The organism is Pseudomonas sp. Marseille-QA0892, assembly GCF_054950135.1.
Map to the genome: position 1 here is coordinate 2,963,507 of NZ_CM143104.1, position 20,095 is coordinate 2,983,601.

Genomic DNA, 20,095 nt, shown 5'->3' on the forward strand with positions numbered 1-20,095 from the left:
GTTATATGGTCAAGCCTCACGGGCAATTAGTACTGGTTAGCTCAACGCCTCACAACGCTTACACACCCAGCCTATCAACGTCGTAGTCTTCGACGGCCCTTTAGGGGATTCAAGATCCCAGTGAGATCTCATCTTGAGGCGAGTTTCCCGCTTAGATGCTTTCAGCGGTTATCTCTTCCGAACATAGCTACCCGGCAATGCCACTGGCGTGACAACCGGAACACCAGAGGTTCGTCCACTCCGGTCCTCTCGTACTAGGAGCAGCCCCTCTCAAATCTCAAACGTCCACGGCAGATAGGGACCGAACTGTCTCACGACGTTCTAAACCCAGCTCGCGTACCACTTTAAATGGCGAACAGCCATACCCTTGGGACCGGCTTCAGCCCCAGGATGTGATGAGCCGACATCGAGGTGCCAAACACCGCCGTCGATATGAACTCTTGGGCGGTATCAGCCTGTTATCCCCGGAGTACCTTTTATCCGTTGAGCGATGGCCCTTCCATACAGAACCACCGGATCACTAAGACCTACTTTCGTACCTGCTCGACGTGTCTGTCTCGCAGTCAAGCGCGCTTTTGCCTTTATACTCTGCGACCGATTTCCGACCGGTCTGAGCGCACCTTCGTACTCCTCCGTTACTCTTTAGGAGGAGACCGCCCCAGTCAAACTGCCCACCATACACTGTCCTCGATCCGGATAACGGACCAGAGTTAGAACCTCAAGCATGCCAGGGTGGTATTTCAAGGATGGCTCCACGCAAACTGGCGTTCACGCTTCAAAGCCTCCCACCTATCCTACACAAGCAGGCTCAAAGTCCAGTGCAAAGCTACAGTAAAGGTTCACGGGGTCTTTCCGTCTAGCCGCGGATACACTGCATCTTCACAGCGATTTCAATTTCACTGAGTCTCGGGTGGAGACAGCGCCGCCATCGTTACGCCATTCGTGCAGGTCGGAACTTACCCGACAAGGAATTTCGCTACCTTAGGACCGTTATAGTTACGGCCGCCGTTTACCGGGGCTTCGATCAAGAGCTTCGCTTGCGCTAACCCCATCAATTAACCTTCCGGCACCGGGCAGGCGTCACACCCTATACGTCCACTTTCGTGTTTGCAGAGTGCTGTGTTTTTAATAAACAGTCGCAGCGGCCTGGTATCTTCGACCGGCATGAGCTTACGGGGTAAACCCTTCACCCTCACCGGCGCACCTTCTCCCGAAGTTACGGTGCCATTTTGCCTAGTTCCTTCACCCGAGTTCTCTCAAGCGCCTTGGTATTCTCTACCCGACCACCTGTGTCGGTTTGGGGTACGGTTCCTGATTACCTGAAGCTTAGAGGCTTTTCCTGGAAGCATGGCATCAACCACTTCTCCTTCTAAAGAAGGATCGTCATCAGTTCTCGGCCTTAACCACCCGGATTTACCTAAGTGATCAGCCTACAACCTTAAACTTGGACAACCAACGCCAAGCTGGCCTAGCCTTCTCCGTCCCCCCATCGCAGTAACCAGAAGTACGGGAATATTAACCCGTTTCCCATCGACTACGCTCTTCAGCCTCGCCTTAGGGACCGACTCACCCTGCGTCGATTAACGTTGCGCAGGAACCCTTGGTCTTTCGGCGTGGGTGTTTTTCACACCCATTGTCGTTACTCATGTCAGCATTCGCACTTCTGATACCTCCAGCAAGCTTCTCAACTCACCTTCACAGGCTTACAGAACGCTCCTCTACCGCGTCATCAAAGATGACACCCGTAGCTTCGGTGCCTGGTTTGAGCCCCGTTACATCTTCCGCGCAGGCCGACTCGACTAGTGAGCTATTACGCTTTCTTTAAAGGGTGGCTGCTTCTAAGCCAACCTCCTAGCTGTCTGAGCCTTCCCACATCGTTTCCCACTTAACCAGGACTTTGGGACCTTAGCTGACGGTCTGGGTTGTTTCCCTTTTCACGACGGACGTTAGCACCCGCCGTGTGTCTCCCATGCTCGGCACTTCTGGGTATTCGGAGTTTGCATCGGTTTGGTAAGTCGGGATGACCCCCTAGCCGAAACAGTGCTCTACCCCCCAGAGTGATACATGAGGCGCTACCTAAATAGCTTTCGAGGAGAACCAGCTATCTCCGAGCTTGATTAGCCTTTCACTCCGATCCACAGGTCATCCGCTAACTTTTCAACGGTAGTCGGTTCGGTCCTCCAGTCAGTGTTACCTAACCTTCAACCTGCCCATGGATAGATCGCCCGGTTTCGGGTCTATACCCAGCGACTAAACGCCCTATTAAGACTCGCTTTCGCTACGCCTCCCCTATTCGGTTAAGCTCGCCACTGAATATAAGTCGCTGACCCATTATACAAAAGGTACGCAGTCACCTAACAAAGTAGGCTCCCACTGCTTGTACGCATACGGTTTCAGGTTCTATTTCACTCCCCTCTCCGGGGTTCTTTTCGCCTTTCCCTCACGGTACTGGTTCACTATCGGTCAGTCAGGAGTATTTAGCCTTGGAGGATGGTCCCCCCATATTCAGACAAGGTTTCACGTGCCCCGTCCTACTCGTTTTCACTTCAAGGATCCTTTCGTCTACAGGGCTATCACCCACTATGGCCGCACTTTCCAGAGCGTTCGACTAAAATCCAAGAAGCTTAAGGGCTGGTCCCCGTTCGCTCGCCACTACTAAGGGAATCTCGGTTGATTTCTTTTCCTCAGGGTACTTAGATGTTTCAGTTCCCCTGGTTCGCCTCTTGCACCTATGTATTCAGTACAAGATACTCAGCTTATGCTAAGTGGGTTCCCCCATTCAGAGATCTCCGGGTCACAGGTCATTTGCCACCTCACCGAAGCTTATCGCAGGCTATCACGTCTTTCATCGCCTCTGACTGCCAAGGCATCCACCGTATGCGCTTCTTCACTTGACCATATAACCCCAAGCAATCTGGTCATATGTCTCGAACGTGAAGACGACATTCGCCGAAAACTTGCGCTTGAACTCGCAAATTTTACCTTGACTCGAATAATCACCAGTGAAAGAGATTATTCGGTCTACTTCTATCACATACCCAAATTTTTAAAGAACGGTTCTGGCGCAAAGTCCAGAACTCAACATCCCACCAAAGCGGATGCTCAGTTCTGAGCTTTTCAAGCGATTCGAGTAATGGTGGAGCCAAGGAGGATCGAACTCCTGACCTCCTGCGTGCAAAGCAGGCGCTCTCCCAGCTGAGCTATGGCCCCAATGGTTCGACCGGCCTAGCCCCTCGACAATTGGTGGGTCTGGGCAGATTCGAACTGCCGACCTCACCCTTATCAGGGGTGCGCTCTAACCAACTGAGCTACAGACCCAATCTGTCTCACTCTCGGGTCTAAAACCCAATCGCTTTCGCAAGTGAATCAAGCAATTCGTGTGGGAGCTTATGAAGAAGCTGATGTCTTCGATTAAGGAGGTGATCCAGCCGCAGGTTCCCCTACGGCTACCTTGTTACGACTTCACCCCAGTCATGAATCACTCCGTGGTAACCGTCCCCCCGAAGGTTAGACTAGCTACTTCTGGAGCAACCCACTCCCATGGTGTGACGGGCGGTGTGTACAAGGCCCGGGAACGTATTCACCGTGACATTCTGATTCACGATTACTAGCGATTCCGACTTCACGCAGTCGAGTTGCAGACTGCGATCCGGACTACGATCGGTTTTATGGGATTAGCTCCACCTCGCGGCTTGGCAACCCTTTGTACCGACCATTGTAGCACGTGTGTAGCCCTGGCCGTAAGGGCCATGATGACTTGACGTCATCCCCACCTTCCTCCGGTTTGTCACCGGCAGTCTCCTTAGAGTGCCCACCCGAGGTGCTGGTAACTAAGGACAAGGGTTGCGCTCGTTACGGGACTTAACCCAACATCTCACGACACGAGCTGACGACAGCCATGCAGCACCTGTGTCTGAGTTCCCGAAGGCACCAATCCATCTCTGGAAAGTTCTCAGCATGTCAAGGCCAGGTAAGGTTCTTCGCGTTGCTTCGAATTAAACCACATGCTCCACCGCTTGTGCGGGCCCCCGTCAATTCATTTGAGTTTTAACCTTGCGGCCGTACTCCCCAGGCGGTCAACTTAATGCGTTAGCTGCGCCACTAAAATCTCAAGGATTCCAACGGCTAGTTGACATCGTTTACGGCGTGGACTACCAGGGTATCTAATCCTGTTTGCTCCCCACGCTTTCGCACCTCAGTGTCAGTATCAGTCCAGGTGGTCGCCTTCGCCACTGGTGTTCCTTCCTATATCTACGCATTTCACCGCTACACAGGAAATTCCACCACCCTCTACTGTACTCTAGTCAGGCAGTTTTGGATGCAGTTCCCAGGTTGAGCCCAGGGCTTTCACATTCAACTTACCAAACCACCTACGCGCGCTTTACGCCCAGTAATTCCGATTAACGCTTGCACCCTCTGTATTACCGCGGCTGCTGGCACAGAGTTAGCCGGTGCTTATTCTGTTGGTAACGTCAAAACTCACAGGTATTAACCGTAAGCCCTTCCTCCCAACTTAAAGTGCTTTACAATCCGAAGACCTTCTTCACACACGCGGCATGGCTGGATCAGGGTTTCCCCCATTGTCCAATATTCCCCACTGCTGCCTCCCGTAGGAGTCTGGACCGTGTCTCAGTTCCAGTGTGACTGATCATCCTCTCAGACCAGTTACGGATCGTCGCCTTGGTGAGCCTTTACCCCACCAACTAGCTAATCCGACCTAGGCTCATCTGTTAGCGTGAGGTCCGAAGATCCCCCACTTTCTCCCGTAGGACGTATGCGGTATTAGCTCGAGTTTCCCCGAGTTATCCCCCACTAACAGGCAGATTCCTAGGCATTACTCACCCGTCCGCCGCTCGCCGGCGTCCCGAAGGACCCGCTGCCGCTCGACTTGCATGTGTTAGGCCTGCCGCCAGCGTTCAATCTGAGCCATGATCAAACTCTTCAGTTCAAATCAATCCGGGTTTTGAGAAAACCCTAAACTTGGCTCAGCAATCGCAAATAAACTCTCGAATTCACGAGTGTTACTTGTGTTGCTGATAATCAGTCGACTATCAGTCTTACATCACAAGCACCCACACGAATTGCTTGATTCCGTTGTTAAAGAGCGTTTCGAACCAGTCTTTCGTCTCGTTCGAGGCCGCGCATTCTACAGCAGCCTTTCAATCTGTCAAGCTTTTGTTTTTCGAAATCTCTTTCTACTCAACCGCTTGCCGCTTTCGATTCAATCTGTCTCGTCAGCGGGAGGCGAATCTTACAGCATCCTGAAACGCTGTCAACCCCTCTTTCAACGCTTTCGATCATCTTGACCGAAGCCACCAACAAGACCCTAACCGCTACCTTGTCAGCCCGGCGCATTCTACTCGAATTCGCCGCCAGCGCAACCTTTAATTTCGCCTAACCCTTTGATTCTCAAGGAGTTTCAGCTTCGGTCTGCGCCGGAAGTGGTGCGCATTATAGACACCCAAAACGAGGCGTCAACACTTAATTTCAATTAATTGGCTTAAGGTGTGCGCTGGCGGCCTGCCCCCATGACTTCGCAGCAGAAACGTATATCGGAACTACTGGATTAGAACCGATCTAAGCGTGCGGCATTGAATTGCACAGGTTCCTTATATGAGTAAAGCAGTACTCGCACCGCTTAGCTGGGCCGTTGTTGCCCTGTTTATGTCATCCGCTATAGCCGTATCCGATCCAGGCAACGGTAAAGGCCACGGTCATGGCGAAAAAGGCCATCCGGGCCACGGCCAGGCCGATTACCGTAACCGAGGCCCCTCTATAGATATAGGCGGGATACGAATCATCCTTCGGGACAATCGTGACTATCTGCAGCCGGCCGGCAAGATACCGCCGGGAATTCAAAAGCAGTTGGGACGCGGCAAGCCGCTTCCACCAGGCATCGCCAAGAAGGTAGATACACGTTTGTTGGGAAGACTGCCCCAATACGATGGCTACGAATGGCGTCAGGCGGGACCCGACCTCCTTCTCGTCACCGTCGCGACAGGACTTATTTATGAGGTGATTCGAGGTGTGCTCGACTAACCTCAACGGTAGGACTCACCACGCTCCTGGTCAATGCGCTGCTCCCTGCGATCGTTACGTTCTCGCCATATCAGATCCCAGCGATCCTCCTGGCCTTGGCGAGACGTAGCTTGAGCCTGGCACTGGTTGAGTCCGTCCGACCACCCTTGTGCATACAAGTTATCCCTAGAGAAGCGCTCGGCATCCTTCTGGAAGCCCCCCGCGGCGCCTGCAGCGTGACGGCCGCTGCTACAGCCCGCTGCGTAGCCATCTGCATACGCTGGCGGGTAACCGGACTGCACCAACTGTTCGTGACTGCTTTGGCATCCTGCTGCAGCCACGCAGACCAGGACAGTGGCGAACCGGATTTTGAAATTGTTCATAGGGCACCCATACGCTAAGAAGCTCACTTAAGCGTGGACCCGACTGCGTCAAATCGCCATCAAGCCAATGTGAATGCTTTGTCAGCCACAACCAGCCTCGACGCCCGACGGTTTTTTCACACGCCCTTAACGTTAGGACCACAGGCCGCTACGCAGAATCCGGCGACTTCACTGACCGGAGCGCTATATGCGTGCCTTTCCTCATTCACAACTGCGCTTCTTGGCCCTTGTTCTAGCAACCTGGCTGACCGTATTCGCCTGTACCCGGACCGTCTTACTCGTCACGCATCTTCATGAAGCAACCATTTCGGCGTGGCCGATGATGAAGATATATGTCATCGGCTTCCTGTATGACGTGACCTTCCTGTCCTATGCCGCACTGCCGTTGACCCTCTACCTATTGCTTTGCCCAATACGGATTTGGCAGGCACGCTGGCACCGTATTGCTCTCACGGTTCTCTTCGGCACAAGCCTTTTTGCAATGCTCTTCACGGCGTTAGCGGAATGGCTGTTCTGGGATGAATTCTCGGTCCGCTTCAACTTCATCGCCGTCGATTACCTAGTCTATTCGGACGAGGTCGTTCGCAACATCATGGAGTCCTACCCGGTCTTCAGCCTTATCGGCCTCCTGGCCATCCTTGCTGCAACCGTGACACTTCTGATCCAGCCTACGATCGCGCGCTTGCTCCGAGCAGAGCCCGCCGAAATCAAGGGCCGTATAGGTGCTGCCGCTGCAATCACCATCACTGCTGCCATCCTTGCAGTCGCGGTCGACCAAGACGTGAATCAGACGCTTCGGGATAACACCTATCAGCGCGAGTTAGCCAGTAACGGCCCTTACCAATTCTTTGCCGCGTTCCGTAACAATGAACTCGACTACCAACAGTTCTATGCATCGTTGCCAGAAAACGAGATCGCGGGTGATCTGCGTCGCGAGGTAGAAGAGCCTAACTCACGGTTCACAGGCACGGACCCGCAGGACATACGCCGCTTTGTCGATAACGCCGGAATGGCAAGGCAACCCAACATCATCCTCGTCACAGTCGAAAGCCTTAGCGCTAAATACCTTGGCAGCTTCGGCAATACCGCCGGGCTCACCCCCAACCTGGATGCGCTTCGGCAGGAAAGCCTGTTCTTCAACAATTTCTATGCAACAGGCACACGAACGGATCGCGGTCTCGAGGCCATCACCCTGTCGGTGCCGCCTACGCCCGGCCGTTCTATCGTCAAGCGCATCGGCAAGGAAACGGGATATGGATCGCTCGGCCAGCAGCTCAAGCAGGTCGGCTACGACAGCGCCTTTATATATGGAGGGCGCGGGTACTTCGACAATATGAACGCGTTCTTTAGCGGTAACGGCTATCGAATCGTAGACCAAAGCAGCGTGCCGGAAAGCGAGATTCACTTTGCGAATGCGTGGGGCATGGCCGACGAGGATCTCTTTACCCAAGCGATCAAGGTGGCAGACGGGGACGACGCGGCACACCGGCCGTTCTTCCTTCACCTCATGACGACCTCCAACCACCGTCCATACAGCTATCCGGATGGCCGAATAGATATCCCTTCAGGCAGTGGTCGTGACGGCGCAGTGAAATACACCGACTGGGCGATCGGAGATTTCCTGAATCGTGCTCGCCAGCAGCCCTGGTTCGACAATACGATTTTCGTGTTCGTAGCCGATCATTGTGCTGGCAGTGCGGGGCGCCAGGATCTACCGGTTGCGAACTATCACATACCGCTATTTATATATGCACCAAAGCTGATCCAGCCGCGCGAATTCGACGGCCTCGCGAGCCAGATCGACATCGCTCCGACACTGCTCGGCCTTTTGAATATGGACTACGTCTCGACCTTCTTCGGCCGCAATCTGCTCATGGATCACCCCAAACCCGGGCGCGCCTTGATTGGCAACTACCAACACCTTGGACTCTTCGACGGAAAGGACCTGGCAATTCTTAGCCCACGTAAACAGATCCGTACTCACAGTGATGCCCAGACTTTCAGTCGCGAACAAAACAGCACGACCCATGATCCCTTGGTGAAACGCGACATTGCCTACTATCAAGGCGCCAGCCACGACTACACCGCCGGGCTGCTAGCGTGGCACGGGCCACAGCCGGAGCCTGCCCGGCACAATGTTGTAAGTCAGAAATGACAAGCGCAATGGCAATCAGCCCCCAGGCGCGCCCCTTCGGCTTCAAGCTGGGATTCGCTCTGCCTTTCAGCTGTATGACACTACTGCTGGTCATGGATCCGGCCCCGCTGGACATATGGATCGAACACCTTTTCTATGTCCCTGACCTAGGCTTCGTCGGACGACACAGCTACTGGCTGGAGAACATCCTTCACGAGCGGGCCAAACAGCTTGTCATTGTCATCAACGTATTGGCGGCAGTCACCTTTGTAGGCAGCTTACTTCTGAAGCGCTGCAAGCCCGCACGACGCCCACTGGGCTATCTCGTGCTGGCGCTGGGGGTCTCCACGGCAATCGTCCCGCCGCTCAAGACGCTGACGGCGATTCAGTGCCCCTGGAGCCTTACGGAGTTTGGAGGTCACGAAGCGTTCAGCCCGCTGATTGGCGCCCGCCCTGAAACGAGCAACCCAGGCCGCTGCTGGCCGGGAGGCCACGCCTCCGCGGGCTTTTCCCTGATCGCTTTGTTTTTCTGTCTCAGAGACAGGCGCCCGCGGCTGGCACGGGCGATGTTGATCCTGGCACTGCTATTGGGCGCGACGCTGTCCGTTGGCCGAATGATGCAAGGTGCTCATTTCCTGTCGCATAACCTGTGGACGATGCTGCTCGACTGGAGCATCTGCCTTGCCTTGTATCGCCTTATGCTTTACCGGCACCCGACGTAGGCGCAGGGCGCGTTATCACTCGGGGCGGTCGGCCCAGCTGAAGGACTGCCGGCGCATGGGTGTGCCGGCCGCACTCGGCGTCAGAAGCCTTCCAGCACGATCTTGCCGCGGGTCGTCGCGCTTTCGATCTGCTCATGCGCCTCTTCCGATTGGCCGCGTTAGCCATCGATTCGCTGGATCAGCGTGGCCCGCACGATACTGACATCGACTAGCTTCGACACTCGTGTGAGCAGTCGTGCTGGCGCGTCAGGGTCGGGGTAGAAAACACCAAATGCATGAACGCCAGCTATTAGTGCGCGGACAAGGACCTGCGCTTGAGCGGCCCGATGTCCAGCGACTTCGGATCATCGATCAACGCCAGCTGCACTTCCGGGTGCAGCACCTCGCAATCTGGTCGAGATAACTGATAAGAGTGAGGCTGATGAAATAGCCGGCGCTGTTTTACATCAACCTTGGCCAGTTGCGCGGCCCATAGTTGGCTATATCTGTAATTGGTGGAACATGGTGCCGGCTGTTTGCCAGATTGACGCGGGCCATAGCTCGAAGGTCAAGCCAGCATCAAAGCAGGATGACGGCCCAAACCAAGGTCACCAGAACCAGCGCGACGAACTGGGCGGCGCTCCCCATATCTTTGGCGCGTTTCGATAATGGATGCAGGTCATAGGAAATGCGGTCAATCGCTGCCTCGATAGCCGAGTTGAGCAGTTCGACTATGAGCGCAATGAGTACGACTCCGATCATCACCGCACGCTCAACTCGGGTTACGGGGGCGAGAAACGCTGCCGGAATCAGAACCAGGCTCAGGCATGCGAGCTGGCGAAAGGCAGCCTCGCCTTTCAGCGCTGCAAGCAGTCCGTCCAGGGAATAACCGGTAGCGCTCAGCAGACGGCCAAATCCGCCCTTGCTCTTGAAATCATGGCCATCCAGCGGCGCACCCGGCTCTGAAGACATCTTGCTCTCCTCGAAAAACTGCATAAACGAATGAGGCAGGCAGTTTGCCTTCGAACAGGTAAAAAAATTGTCATGCTGACCAGAGTGGACGTACATAGCGGCCTTCTCGCGAGACGCAGCGATACGCACTATTGCCGTCACGCTTCGCCTCTTGCTTGAAACCCTATCCAAACGGCGCCGGTCTCATCTGAACAGTAGCTGCTCAGTATGGATCGACAAGGTATGGCGCTAGAACTCCCGCAATTGCAGTGGCTGCTCAACAGCTGGATGAATCAGGCGGCTCCTTCCACACACTTGCAGGAAAAACTCCAAACCTTGATCGATGCACGCCTTGCGCACCTGCCGAGGCCGGGCCAAGGCGATACGCTTACGCGCTGGCGAGCCTTGGCGGCTGTCGCAGGTCACGATCTCGGCTTGGTGAAACTCTATGAAGGCCACACCGATGCCCTGGCCGTCATGGCCGAACTCGGGGCGATGCAACCGGACCCAGGCACACGATGGGGCGTCTGGGCGGCGGAACCACCCCACGCGCGCCTACAGTGCCGACTTCAGAACGATGGCACCGTCCGGCTGGATGGGCGCAAGGCATGGTGCTCTGGCGCCGCGCAGCTGACCCACGCATTAGTGACTGCATGGGACGAGCAAGACCGCCAACAGCTCGTTGCTGTAATGCTCGACCAGCCCGAAGTCGAAGTGACAGCCGATGGCTGGCGCGCCGTTGGAATGGCGTCAGCCGCCAGCGTGGAAGTGGTCTTTGCAGACGCACCGGGCCGTACCGTCGGTAAAAGCGGGGCCTACCTCGCACGGCCAGGCTTTTGGCAAGGCGGAGCCGGCATCGCGGCGTGCTGGTATGGCGCGGCCGCTGCACTCACCGATCATCTTCACGCCGCATGCCGACGCCGCGAAGAGCCCCATGCGCGGGCGCATCTCGGCCACGCCGACGCTGCCTTGAAGGCTGCTCAGGCCTGCCTCCATGAAACCGCTCGGTGGATCGATCTCCATCCTGACGAATCTGCGCGGCTTGCGGCCGGTCGCGCCCGAGCCGTGGTTGAGCAAACTGTCGAGACCGTGACTCGCCACGTTAGCCGTGCGCTCGGCGCTACGCCGTTCTGTCTGGATGCGCACTTCGCGCGGCTGGCGGCAGACTTACCCGTATTTGTCCGTCAAAGCCACGCCGAGCGAGACCTTGCCGGCCTGGCTGAGCTGATCATAGAAGAGACCTCGCCATGGCGTCTGTAGGCTCCCAACAGATAGTCGGTGATGGCACGTCTCTTCACGACTGGGCGTCATGGCGTGGGTTTCAAGCGATGCAGCCGCTCAGCCTGGATGACCTTGTGCCAGCCGAAGGACGTGCAATCATCGTCGCACCTCATCTCGATGACGAAGTGCTCGGCTGCGGCGGGCTCATGCAAGCGCTGCATTCGCGAGGGCGACGCATGATGTTGGTAGCAGTGACCGATGGCGGCGACAGTCAGCCTCGATCAACGGCCAGGCCCGACCCACGCTTATTGGAGGCGCGCCCACGCGAGAGCCTGGAGGCTTGGCGAGCGCTTGGCCTGAACGAACCGCTTTCCCGCCGCCTGGGCATACCCGATGGGTCCGTCACTCGGCATGAAACAAGGCTGTTAAAAGACCTGCTCGCGCTAATTGAGCCGGGCGACACGCTATTCGCGACATGGGAATACGACGGTCATCCAGACCATGAGGCAACCGGCCGCGCGGCCCGCCGCGCCTGTGAGCTCACCGGCGCCCGCTGCGTCCAGGTCCCGGTCTGGACGTGGCACTGGGCGGTACCCGGGGACACACGCGTACCCTGGGCCCGGGCCCGCCGGTTCGAGCTGGATGACAAGGCGCTGTCACGCAAGCGGCAGGCAATGGCCGCATTCGAAAGCCAGGCACACCCCAATCCGTCCACCATCGCGCCACCGATTCAGTCCCACGACGCTCCGGAGCGCTTGTTCAACACCTGGGAGGTTTATCTGGTATGAACGGCTTTCCCAACATGAACAGCAGCATTTCCGTCATTGCCGTCTGGTCTGGCGATTCGTCGCCCGTGTCACTTCGAGGGGGCTTCATATGATCGGTATCGTCATTCCAGTCTACAACGGACAAGGTTGTCCCCGGCGCTGTCTGGGAAGTGTGCTGCCGGTGACCAGGCAGCCCGGCGCGTCAACGCCATGGTGATGCTGGATGGCTGTGATGACGGTACCCCGGCCATCGTCGAAGCGCGTCCCAGCGTCGGTTGCGCCACGGGCACGAATCTACTTGTCGAGAACGGAGCACGCTGGATAGCCTGCCCCGACGCCGATGCGGTCTGCGGCGTCGTCGAAGTGGGTGACTGGCGCATGCACTCACCTGATTTCTCTAGACGCTACGAAAGTGATCGCTTGCGCGGTCTTGCGGGGGCACACGCATGAGTCAGTCGCCAGACTCGCTGAACGTCATCACGTTGGTTCATGGCCGGCGCGAGCAGCTGAATAACGTGCTGTTAGGGCTTGAGCGCTCGAACCGAGCGCCGACCGCCGTCTGGATCGTTTTCATGAACGAGACACCCGAGGCGCTGAAATCGACCCATTTTCCCATCCATAGCCTACGTGTCGACGGCGCTGCGGGCCTGCCGCTCGCAAAAGCGCGAAATCAGATAATCCACGGCAAACCCTCCGATCGCTGGGTCTTCCTGGATATCGACTGCATTCCCTCGAGTGACCTTCTGGACCAATACGCCACTGCACTCGATGCCGAACCTGCCGCATTGCACCTCGGCGAAGTCCGCTATCTGCCCAAAGGTGCGAACGAAAACGGCTGGACGGAGTCAGGCCTACACGCCTCTGCTGCCATCCATCCGTTAGCCGAGTTTCGCACGGCAGCAGGCGAGCCCATGCCCCACCACCTTTTCTGGTCGCTCAACTTTGCCTGCACCGGGGCGACCTTCGAGCGGATCGGCGGCTTTGACGAAGGGTACGAAGGCTATGGCGCCGAGGACACGGATTTTGCGTTCAGGGCGCGGGACCGTGGAATACCCCTTCTCGCAACCAACGCACTGGCCTATCACCAATACCACCCGACTTACCGGCCGCCTCTGAATCACTTCGATGCGATCGTCGCCAATGCATCGCGCTTCCATGCACAGTGGAATACGTGGCCCATGGATGGATGGCTGCAGGCGTTCGCTGATCGCCAACTCATTGAATGGAATGATGACGCCATCACGGTTCTGCGTCGGCCGACCTCCGACGAAGTCGACGGCTGCTTTGATGAAGCGCTGAAGGGTTTCTGATCCAGGTACGACCGTTATCGCACCGGACTCCGCATTCCTTACGAAGAGGTACAGCGAGTACCAGGGGCTGGTGCGCTAACGCGCCTGCTGTTTCAGGCGTTCAAAGCGCCTTAGCCCGAGAAGACGCTCCGTGCGGCCTCTTCGATGTAATGTGCAGCCTGAGCGGCCGCCTCCGGATCCGCCATCGCCTGCCACTGCTCACGCGGTAACCTCTCGGCCTTCGCAAGCAATGCCGGCCAAGCCACGCCATCCGGCCAGGCGTCGAGCCCGATCGCTACACCCAACTCGTTGAGGCGACGCGCCTGCACACGCTGCTCGCTATACGGACGATCTTCGGCGATCGCAATGAAAGGCCTACCAAGGGCGGCACATTCCGAGACGAGACTGTCGCCAGCACTGCCGATCACGATCTGTGCCCGGCACATTTCTTCTTTGGGGTCATCAAGCAGGCCGAGGTAATCCACATTGCGAGGGACGGTATCTTCATCACCCAGCACCTCCCCCACTACCCGGAACGTCCTCTCCGGGCAGGCATATGCCAGCGCTTCGATCCCAGATCGGGTGAATGCTGTTCCGCCGCGACCGTTAATGACGAGTACGCGGCCGGAATCGCCTGGCCCCGTGTCTTGACGCGAGAATCGCGAAATCCAGCCGGCATAGTCTGTTTTCGCAATCAGCTCATCAGGGGTGGACAGGCTTTCCATGGCAGATGGATACGGCGCCAGCAGCCGCGTCGCCATCGCGTACGCCATACGATGCGGCGTATCAGACCGCTCGCCATGCATTCTGAGATAAACCGTCGGCACGCCATGGAGCCGAGCAAGCGTGGCCACTTCGACAGAAACGTCCACTACCAGCAGGCAGGGCCACGACGCACGAAACCAGTCGGCCAGCAGCCCCATCCTCTCGCGAAGGCCGTCGACACCCAGAGGGGCGTAATGAAGCCCATCAAAAGACTCGACAGTCATCCCCGGCGCGGTGTCCATCGGCAGCACCAGCTCATCCACCCCCTTCAATCCATTGGCCGATACGTTCGAGCCAATGAGCGTAGTGGGCAGCGTCAGGTGCTGCGCGATCGCACGAGCACGCATCAGGTGACCTGCTCCCTGGTGGTGGACGTAGTAACCGATACGGCAACGAGCCATCTAAAGGGGTTCCAGGTCAGACAATATCAAGCGCGGGCACTGTCCATTCCTAACGGCTGAGGGCTGTGGATACAGAAGCCTGAAAGGGCTTGGCGCCCAATTCAGCGATGCCCGCCGTCTCGGCCAGCAATGCTTCGTAACGCTCGAGCATCCGCTCGTACCCCCAGTTCGCCACGGCACGGGCCCGGCAGGCAGCCCGGGATTTGTCTTTGGCTTCCAGGATCGATACTGCAAGCGCTTCAACATCGTCTGCTGGTGCCAGGCTTCCCGTTTCCGCATCGACGAGCTCGGGTAACGCTCCCCGCGCAAAGCCTGCCACGGGTGTGCCACAGGCCAATGATTCAGCGACGACAAGACCAAACGGCTCATCCCATCGCGGAGTGATCAACGCTACGGCAGCGCCGCTGATTTCGTGTACGAGCTCTGCCCTGGACAGATGGCCGAGGTATTCGATGCCGTTACCCAAGCGCGGTGCGATGAATTCGTCGAAATAACGCTGGTTCACCGCAGGGCCGGCAATACGCAGTTTCAGGCCAGCCCGTCGGGCGGCGTCTATTGCGAGATGCGTCCCCTTTTCCGGTACCACGCGGCCAAACCAGATGGCGTGGTCGGCTGCCAACTCCGCAGGGCGCCAGAATGAAAGATCGATACCGTTCGGAATCACAGTGCAGTCGGTCAGCAGCGACGCCCAGCTATGGGCATTGGCCCGCGAAGGCGTAGCGAAGCGTCCCGCGCCGCCCGCTGCGGAATAGGCGTTGATCAGTTCTGCAAAGGGCGGCGTGTGAAGCACCGTCAGCATCGGTGTTTCTACCAGTGACGCCATGTTGACCGGAAGATAATGCAGGCTGTTGTTGAACAGCACGTCGAAGCTGTGCCCGTCTACCGATCGCATCAGATCGAGGTACGCACGGTGCTCGCTGACGAATTCCTCAGCATCGTTCAACCACCCGCGACATCCGGATTGTGTGTCGTAGTTGGCGTCGCTGCAGATGGCTGCCAACCCGAGCTCCGGATCACTGGATTCACTCGCGAAGAGCTTTACCTCGTGGCCGCGCGCCTGCAGGCCTTTGACGATGTCGTAGGTAAATGCCTCAAGGCCTCCGGCAAACGGCTGTCGAATGGGGTGTTTGATGTGTGACAGCACGCCTATGCGCAACGACCGTGGACTACCTCCACGTGCAAAGCGAGGAAGCTCCGCACCGGGAGCAACTGACGGAGGCAAATCTTCGTTGAGATCCAGGCGCATGAGGGAAAATCTCGGGGAAAAGGCTGAAAGTAAGCCGGCCCCTTCCGGAGCCGGCTTTGGGATCACTTGCGGTCCTGCTTGTCCTCGCGGTCCTGATCCCCCATGCCGCCGTAGCCGCTCGGGCCTGGCTCACCACCTTTCTTGGCAAGGTCGGCTTCCTTACGGTCGGATTGCTGGTTTTGTTGCTCGCGTTCGGTGTTATCGGACATTTCGTCACTCCATCTTTCAGGGCATTCAGAAAATTCGGCAACGAAACGCCGAGCCGGTGCAACCGAGCGGACGGATGGCCTTTGGCACAGGCAAGGCCGGCCGATGCTTCTCTTGTCCGTCGAACCGACAGACGGGTTTTACGGTCCTCTTATCTATGAATAATCAGAGCTTGCGCTTGATGTCCCGAGCATTGCCCTGCGTCGACTCACCCGGGATGAACGCAGCCCCACTTGATTCCCCCAGAGGCTGTTTCGTCGCCTTGCATTGCGCATCGATGATGGCCTGCTATTCTCGCGCGCCCGCCTTCTTTACCAGCCTACTTCGCTCATGAACGTCCAAACCGTTGACCTTGCCAACTGTGAGGACGAGCCGATTCACATGCCCGGCTCGATCCAGCCACATGGCGCCTTGATGATCCTGTCGCGGGACGGCGAGCTCCTTTCCTGCAGCAAGAACTTCGTTCAGATCACAGGCGTCGATCCCGTCGTCGGCTCGATCGCTCGCAGCGACCTGTTCAGCGAATCGGTAGCGGCGTTGATCGAGGAAGCGCTCCCTTCCAGTGGCCGGTGGGAAAACAGTACAGAAACCTGGATAAACGGCCAGTTCTTTGACGTAATCGCGCACATTCATCAAGGGCTCATATATGTCGAGTTCGAGCCGCGCGAACCGGGTACTGCTTCGTTCACCGAATTTGCGCTAAGCGCGCAACGCATCATTCGGCAGATGCAGCTACACGATGATCTCTTTACGCTGATGACGAGCGTGGTAACGGAAGTACGACGAATTACCGGCTTCGATCGCATCATGGCTTATCGCTTCAATCCTGACCTTTCCGGTGAAGTGATTGCAGAGGCACGCCGTGAAGACCTCGTCAGCTATCTTGGCCAGCGGTATCCGGCCTCGGACATCCCGGCTCAGGCGCGCCGGCTATATATCCAGAACCCAATTCGCATGATTGTCGATGTCGCCTACGAGCCGTCGCCGATGGTGCCGGGTTCGCACCCCAACCGCGATCAGAACTTCGACATGAGCCATTGCGCTCTGCGCAGCGTCTCGCCCGTACATTGCGAATACCTGACCAACATGGGTGTGCACGGATCCATGAGCATTTCGCTCGTGGTTGACGGGCAACTTTGGGGCCTGTTCTCGTGCCATCACATGGCGCCAAAGCACCTCTCCCACCCCATCCGGATGTTCTTCCAGATCATTTCCCAGGCCAGCAGCGCGATCGTTCAGCGCCTGGAAGCGATCAAAGCAAGTGAACAGCTTCGCACGGCTGCCGAGCGACGGAATCAGCTGATGCGCATGACGATGGAGTCGGACGATTTACTCCAGAGCCTGGCAAATCCAGGCTGCAACGTTTCCCAACTGGTTGCATGCGATGCGGCCGCTGTTCTTCTGGGAGGCCGGGTACTTTGTACCGGCCACGATTGTGCTAAGGCCGCCGCAACGGTCGCCCAGGCACTGCAACAGATGGACGACTTCGACGTCTACCAAACCGATGCCTGGTCGCAGAACCATGCTGGCAATGAAATAGACTTCCCTGGGGTCATGGCAGTCCGGTTCCACAAGCCGGAAAACGGCTGGATCATCTGGTTCCGTCATGAAGAGGTACGGACGATTCGTTGGGGTGGCAAGCCCGAGAAGATCGTCAAGGTAGGTCCACTTGGGCCGCGCCTGACCCCGCGTGGCTCCTTCGAGGCATGGGAAGAGGTGGTGCGTGGACGCTCGCCGGCCTGGAGCGCTGTCGATGAGCAAATTGCCGACGCCCTCCGACGGGAGCTCATCGAATACTCCCTGCATCGCGCCAGTGAAGTTGACGAGATGCGGCGTCGCCTCATTGCGATGCTGGGCCACGATCTACGCAATCCGCTGCAGTCCATTTCCATGGCCGCCTCCATGCTGTCCTCGAGCGATGCGCGTACCACGCAGTTGCGCAAGCACATCACCCATTCCAGCGGGCGAATGGAGCGGCTGATCATGCAGATCCTCGATATGAGTCGCTTGCAGGCCGGCCTCGGGATAACGGTCAACCCCGTTCCTACAGACCTCTCTACCTTGGTCTCCGACATTGTTGCCGAGTCGGACATGGCGTTCCGAAGCCAGGCGATCGAGGCGAATGTTCAGGCGAACGTTCATGCCAACATCGACCCGGACCGCTACGCCCAATTGGTTGCCAATTTGCTGAGCAACGCCAGGCATCACGGCACGCCGGGTTATCCCATCAAGCTCGAGCTGCGCGCCGAGGGCGGCCAGATCGAATTGAATATCCGGAACCAGGCAGACCCGATGTCCACGGTGTCGCTGGATGGGTTGTTCACCCCGTTCAAACAATCCTCCGGCTCGGAGCGCAACCGGGGTGGTCTGGGGATCGGACTCTATATCTGCCAGGCCATCGCGCTCGCACATGGCGGCACGCTCACAGCGACACAGTCAAAAGACGGCGAAATCACCTTTACCCAACGCTTATAGACATATCAAGCTGCGGTCGGCATCACCTTGTCGCGACCGCTGGCTTTCGCATCGTACAACGCTTCGTCAGCTTGCTTGATAAGCGCTTGCACAGACTCGGCCCCGCCCTGCTTGGGTACGCAGGCATGCGCTCCGCCGCTCACGGTAACAATGCCGGCTGGATTGCCTTCATGCCGGATACCCAGTTGCCGCACAGCCTGGCGCATTCGATCAGCCAGGCGAACGGCTGCAGGCAGATCCAGGCCTGGCAGGAGAATGGCCAACTCTTCACCGCCATAGCGTGCGGCCACCTCCCCTGCGCGGTTGGCCGAAGCCGATATTGCGCCAGCAACCGCCCGAATACAGGCATCACCAGCAAGGTGCCCGTAAACATCGTTGTAGCGCTTAAAGTGATCGATATCGATAAGGATCAGCGCCACGCACGTGCCATTGCGACAGGCACGATTGACCTCCATGGCAATGGCGTCGTCGAAACGGCGACGGTTCGCAAGCCCGGTAAGCCCATCCTGCATGGCCAGCTTTTCAAGTTCGTCCCGCGCCTGACGCAACGCCTCCTCCGAGCGAAGCGTAGTGCGGATTTGCCGCATCAGGGCCCAGCCGAAGCCGGTCATCCCGACGATTACAAGGCCCAGGATGATCAGGGAACCCATGATCTCGCGGAGCCAGCGTCCACGAATGTCCTCTGCCGAAACCGCGGCCTCGACGACAAGGGGGATGTTCCCTTCGAGCGCGCGATAGCTGAACTGGCGCTCGACACGATCAACCTTCGATGCAAAGACTTCGGATCCGGCCGGTTGGTGCGGCAACAGTTCGGCAAATACTCGCCCGTCGGCGATGCTGGTGCCGAGGACATCCGGGCTATAGGGCCGCCGGACGAGGATCGTTCCGTCACGCAGCGCCAACAGCAGCAAGCCGTCGGTTCCCAGATCGAAGGACTCATAGAAGCGAAGGAAGTAATCAACCCTGAACGTCACGAGCGCCACACCGGCGAAGTCGCCATTGGCGTCATCTATTCGGCGTGAGACCGGGATCACGTATTCGTCCGTAGTCCGGCTCCTGATCACAGGACCAATGTGCAGCCCCTTGTCATGATGGGCACGATGGTAGGCGAAGTACTCCCGATCGGCGTTGCTATGGACCTGGGCCTCGGGCAGCGAACTGGCTAGCCACTTCCCGTCGGTGTCGTAAATAAACATGCCATGGAGCTGTGGCGTTGCGGCGGCCTGTTGCGCCAGCATGCGCCGAATCCGTCGCATCTGATCAGGGCCTGCGCCATCCCATTCCACCCGCTCGACCATCGCATAGAGAATCTGGTCCGCCTGCTTGACGATATCTTGGGCATGCTGCGCAACAGCCCGCGCAAGGTTTTCGGTATTGACGCGTGTATCGTCGAAATTCTGCCTATACGCCTGCTGTGCCTGCCATGCTACCGCCGCGCCGAACAAGAGAATGACCGACAGGGTAAAGACAATGGCCAACCGCTCGACTTGCGTGCTGCTGTATTGGTGGACCCAACGACTTGCTGGAGACATGGATG

The 20,095-nt window shown here is 57.6% G+C and carries 14 protein-coding genes, 2 tRNA genes and 2 rRNA genes; 8 read left to right on the forward strand and 10 right to left on the reverse strand.

Going from position 1 to position 20,095, the window contains the following annotated elements; translation table 11 throughout:
* Nucleotides 1-5 precede the first annotated feature (5 nt).
* The 4 genes from ACY8D3_RS13820 to ACY8D3_RS13835 form a co-directional block, all read right to left on the reverse strand.
* Nucleotides 6-2,897, reverse strand: a 23S ribosomal RNA gene (locus tag ACY8D3_RS13820).
* A 237-nt stretch (nt 2,898-3,134) separates the two neighbouring features.
* A tRNA-Ala gene (locus ACY8D3_RS13825) sits at nt 3,135-3,210 on the reverse strand.
* Nucleotides 3,211-3,241: 31 nt separating this feature from the next.
* Nucleotides 3,242-3,318, reverse strand: a tRNA-Ile gene (locus ACY8D3_RS13830).
* A gap of 94 nt (nt 3,319-3,412) precedes the next feature.
* Nucleotides 3,413-4,948 (reverse strand): 16S ribosomal RNA (locus tag ACY8D3_RS13835).
* The 16S and 23S rRNA genes sit together here with 2 tRNA genes alongside, the layout of an rRNA operon.
* A gap of 665 nt (nt 4,949-5,613) precedes the next feature.
* Here ACY8D3_RS13835 and ACY8D3_RS13840 point away from each other — a divergent pair.
* Complete coding sequence (locus tag ACY8D3_RS13840; RefSeq protein WP_462379343.1) at nt 5,614-6,039, forward strand: anti-virulence regulator CigR family protein; 426 nt, start codon at nt 5,614-5,616, stop codon at nt 6,037-6,039.
* A 2-nt stretch (nt 6,040-6,041) separates the two neighbouring features.
* Here ACY8D3_RS13840 and ACY8D3_RS13845 read toward each other — a convergent pair whose 3' ends face one another.
* Nucleotides 6,042-6,401: a hypothetical protein gene (locus tag ACY8D3_RS13845; protein ID WP_462379344.1), complete on the reverse strand. Its 360-nt coding sequence runs from the start codon at nt 6,399-6,401 to the stop codon at nt 6,042-6,044.
* Nucleotides 6,402-6,588: 187 nt separating this feature from the next.
* Between ACY8D3_RS13845 and ACY8D3_RS13850 the strand changes: the two genes are divergently transcribed.
* Complete coding sequence (locus tag ACY8D3_RS13850) at nt 6,589-8,556, forward strand: LTA synthase family protein (protein ID WP_462379345.1); 1,968 nt, start codon at nt 6,589-6,591, stop codon at nt 8,554-8,556.
* 8 nt (nt 8,557-8,564) lie between these two features.
* The gene (locus tag ACY8D3_RS13855) at nt 8,565-9,257 is read left to right on the forward strand and encodes a phosphatase PAP2 family protein (protein ID WP_462379346.1); all 693 of its coding nucleotides are present in this window, start codon (nt 8,565-8,567) and stop codon (nt 9,255-9,257) included.
* Nucleotides 9,258-9,815: 558 nt separating this feature from the next.
* Here ACY8D3_RS13855 and ACY8D3_RS13860 read toward each other — a convergent pair.
* Nucleotides 9,816-10,208 carry a diacylglycerol kinase gene (locus ACY8D3_RS13860; RefSeq protein ID WP_462379347.1) on the reverse strand — a complete coding sequence of 131 codons (393 nt, stop codon included), beginning with the start codon at nt 10,206-10,208 and terminating at the stop codon, nt 9,816-9,818.
* A 222-nt stretch (nt 10,209-10,430) separates the two neighbouring features.
* Between ACY8D3_RS13860 and ACY8D3_RS13865 the strand changes: the two genes are divergently transcribed.
* The 4 genes from ACY8D3_RS13865 (at nt 10,431) to ACY8D3_RS13880 (ending at nt 13,485) form a co-directional block, all read left to right on the forward strand.
* A complete protein-coding gene (locus ACY8D3_RS13865; protein ID WP_462379348.1) occupies nt 10,431-11,447 on the forward strand; it encodes an acyl-CoA dehydrogenase middle domain-containing protein in 1,017 nt (338 codons plus the stop codon).
* A complete protein-coding gene (locus tag ACY8D3_RS13870) occupies nt 11,435-12,196 on the forward strand; it encodes a PIG-L deacetylase family protein (protein ID WP_462379349.1) in 762 nt (253 codons plus the stop codon). The genes ACY8D3_RS13865 and ACY8D3_RS13870 overlap by 13 nt, the downstream gene beginning before the upstream one ends.
* A gap of 189 nt (nt 12,197-12,385) precedes the next feature.
* Nucleotides 12,386-12,625 (forward strand): hypothetical protein, encoded by a 240-nt coding sequence (locus tag ACY8D3_RS13875; RefSeq protein ID WP_462379350.1) that lies wholly within the window; start codon nt 12,386-12,388, stop codon nt 12,623-12,625.
* Complete coding sequence (locus ACY8D3_RS13880) at nt 12,622-13,485, forward strand: glycosyltransferase family 2 protein (RefSeq protein ID WP_462379351.1); 864 nt, start codon at nt 12,622-12,624, stop codon at nt 13,483-13,485. The genes ACY8D3_RS13875 and ACY8D3_RS13880 overlap by 4 nt, the downstream gene beginning before the upstream one ends.
* Before the next feature lie 110 nt (nt 13,486-13,595).
* Here ACY8D3_RS13880 and ACY8D3_RS13885 read toward each other — a convergent pair whose 3' ends face one another.
* The 3 genes from ACY8D3_RS13885 to ACY8D3_RS13895 form a co-directional block, all read right to left on the reverse strand.
* Nucleotides 13,596-14,630 carry a glycosyltransferase gene (locus ACY8D3_RS13885; protein ID WP_462379352.1) on the reverse strand — a complete coding sequence of 345 codons (1,035 nt, stop codon included), beginning with the start codon at nt 14,628-14,630 and terminating at the stop codon, nt 13,596-13,598.
* Between the two features lie 49 nt (nt 14,631-14,679).
* Nucleotides 14,680-15,774 carry a glycosyltransferase gene (locus ACY8D3_RS13890; protein WP_462379353.1) on the reverse strand — a complete coding sequence of 365 codons (1,095 nt, stop codon included), beginning with the start codon at nt 15,772-15,774 and terminating at the stop codon, nt 14,680-14,682.
* Nucleotides 15,775-15,938: 164 nt separating this feature from the next.
* The gene (locus ACY8D3_RS13895; RefSeq protein ID WP_462379354.1) at nt 15,939-16,085 is read right to left on the reverse strand and encodes a hypothetical protein; all 147 of its coding nucleotides are present in this window, start codon (nt 16,083-16,085) and stop codon (nt 15,939-15,941) included.
* Between the two features lie 328 nt (nt 16,086-16,413).
* On the opposite strand from ACY8D3_RS13895, the gene ACY8D3_RS13900 reads away from it, so the two are divergent.
* Nucleotides 16,414-18,558 carry an ATP-binding protein gene (locus tag ACY8D3_RS13900; RefSeq protein ID WP_462379355.1) on the forward strand — a complete coding sequence of 715 codons (2,145 nt, stop codon included), beginning with the start codon at nt 16,414-16,416 and terminating at the stop codon, nt 18,556-18,558.
* Nucleotides 18,559-18,563: 5 nt separating this feature from the next.
* On the opposite strand, the gene ACY8D3_RS13905 is transcribed toward ACY8D3_RS13900, so the two are convergent.
* Nucleotides 18,564-20,090 (reverse strand): sensor domain-containing diguanylate cyclase, encoded by a 1,527-nt coding sequence (locus tag ACY8D3_RS13905; RefSeq protein WP_462379356.1) that lies wholly within the window; start codon nt 20,088-20,090, stop codon nt 18,564-18,566.
* Nucleotides 20,091-20,095: the final 5 nt, after the last annotated feature.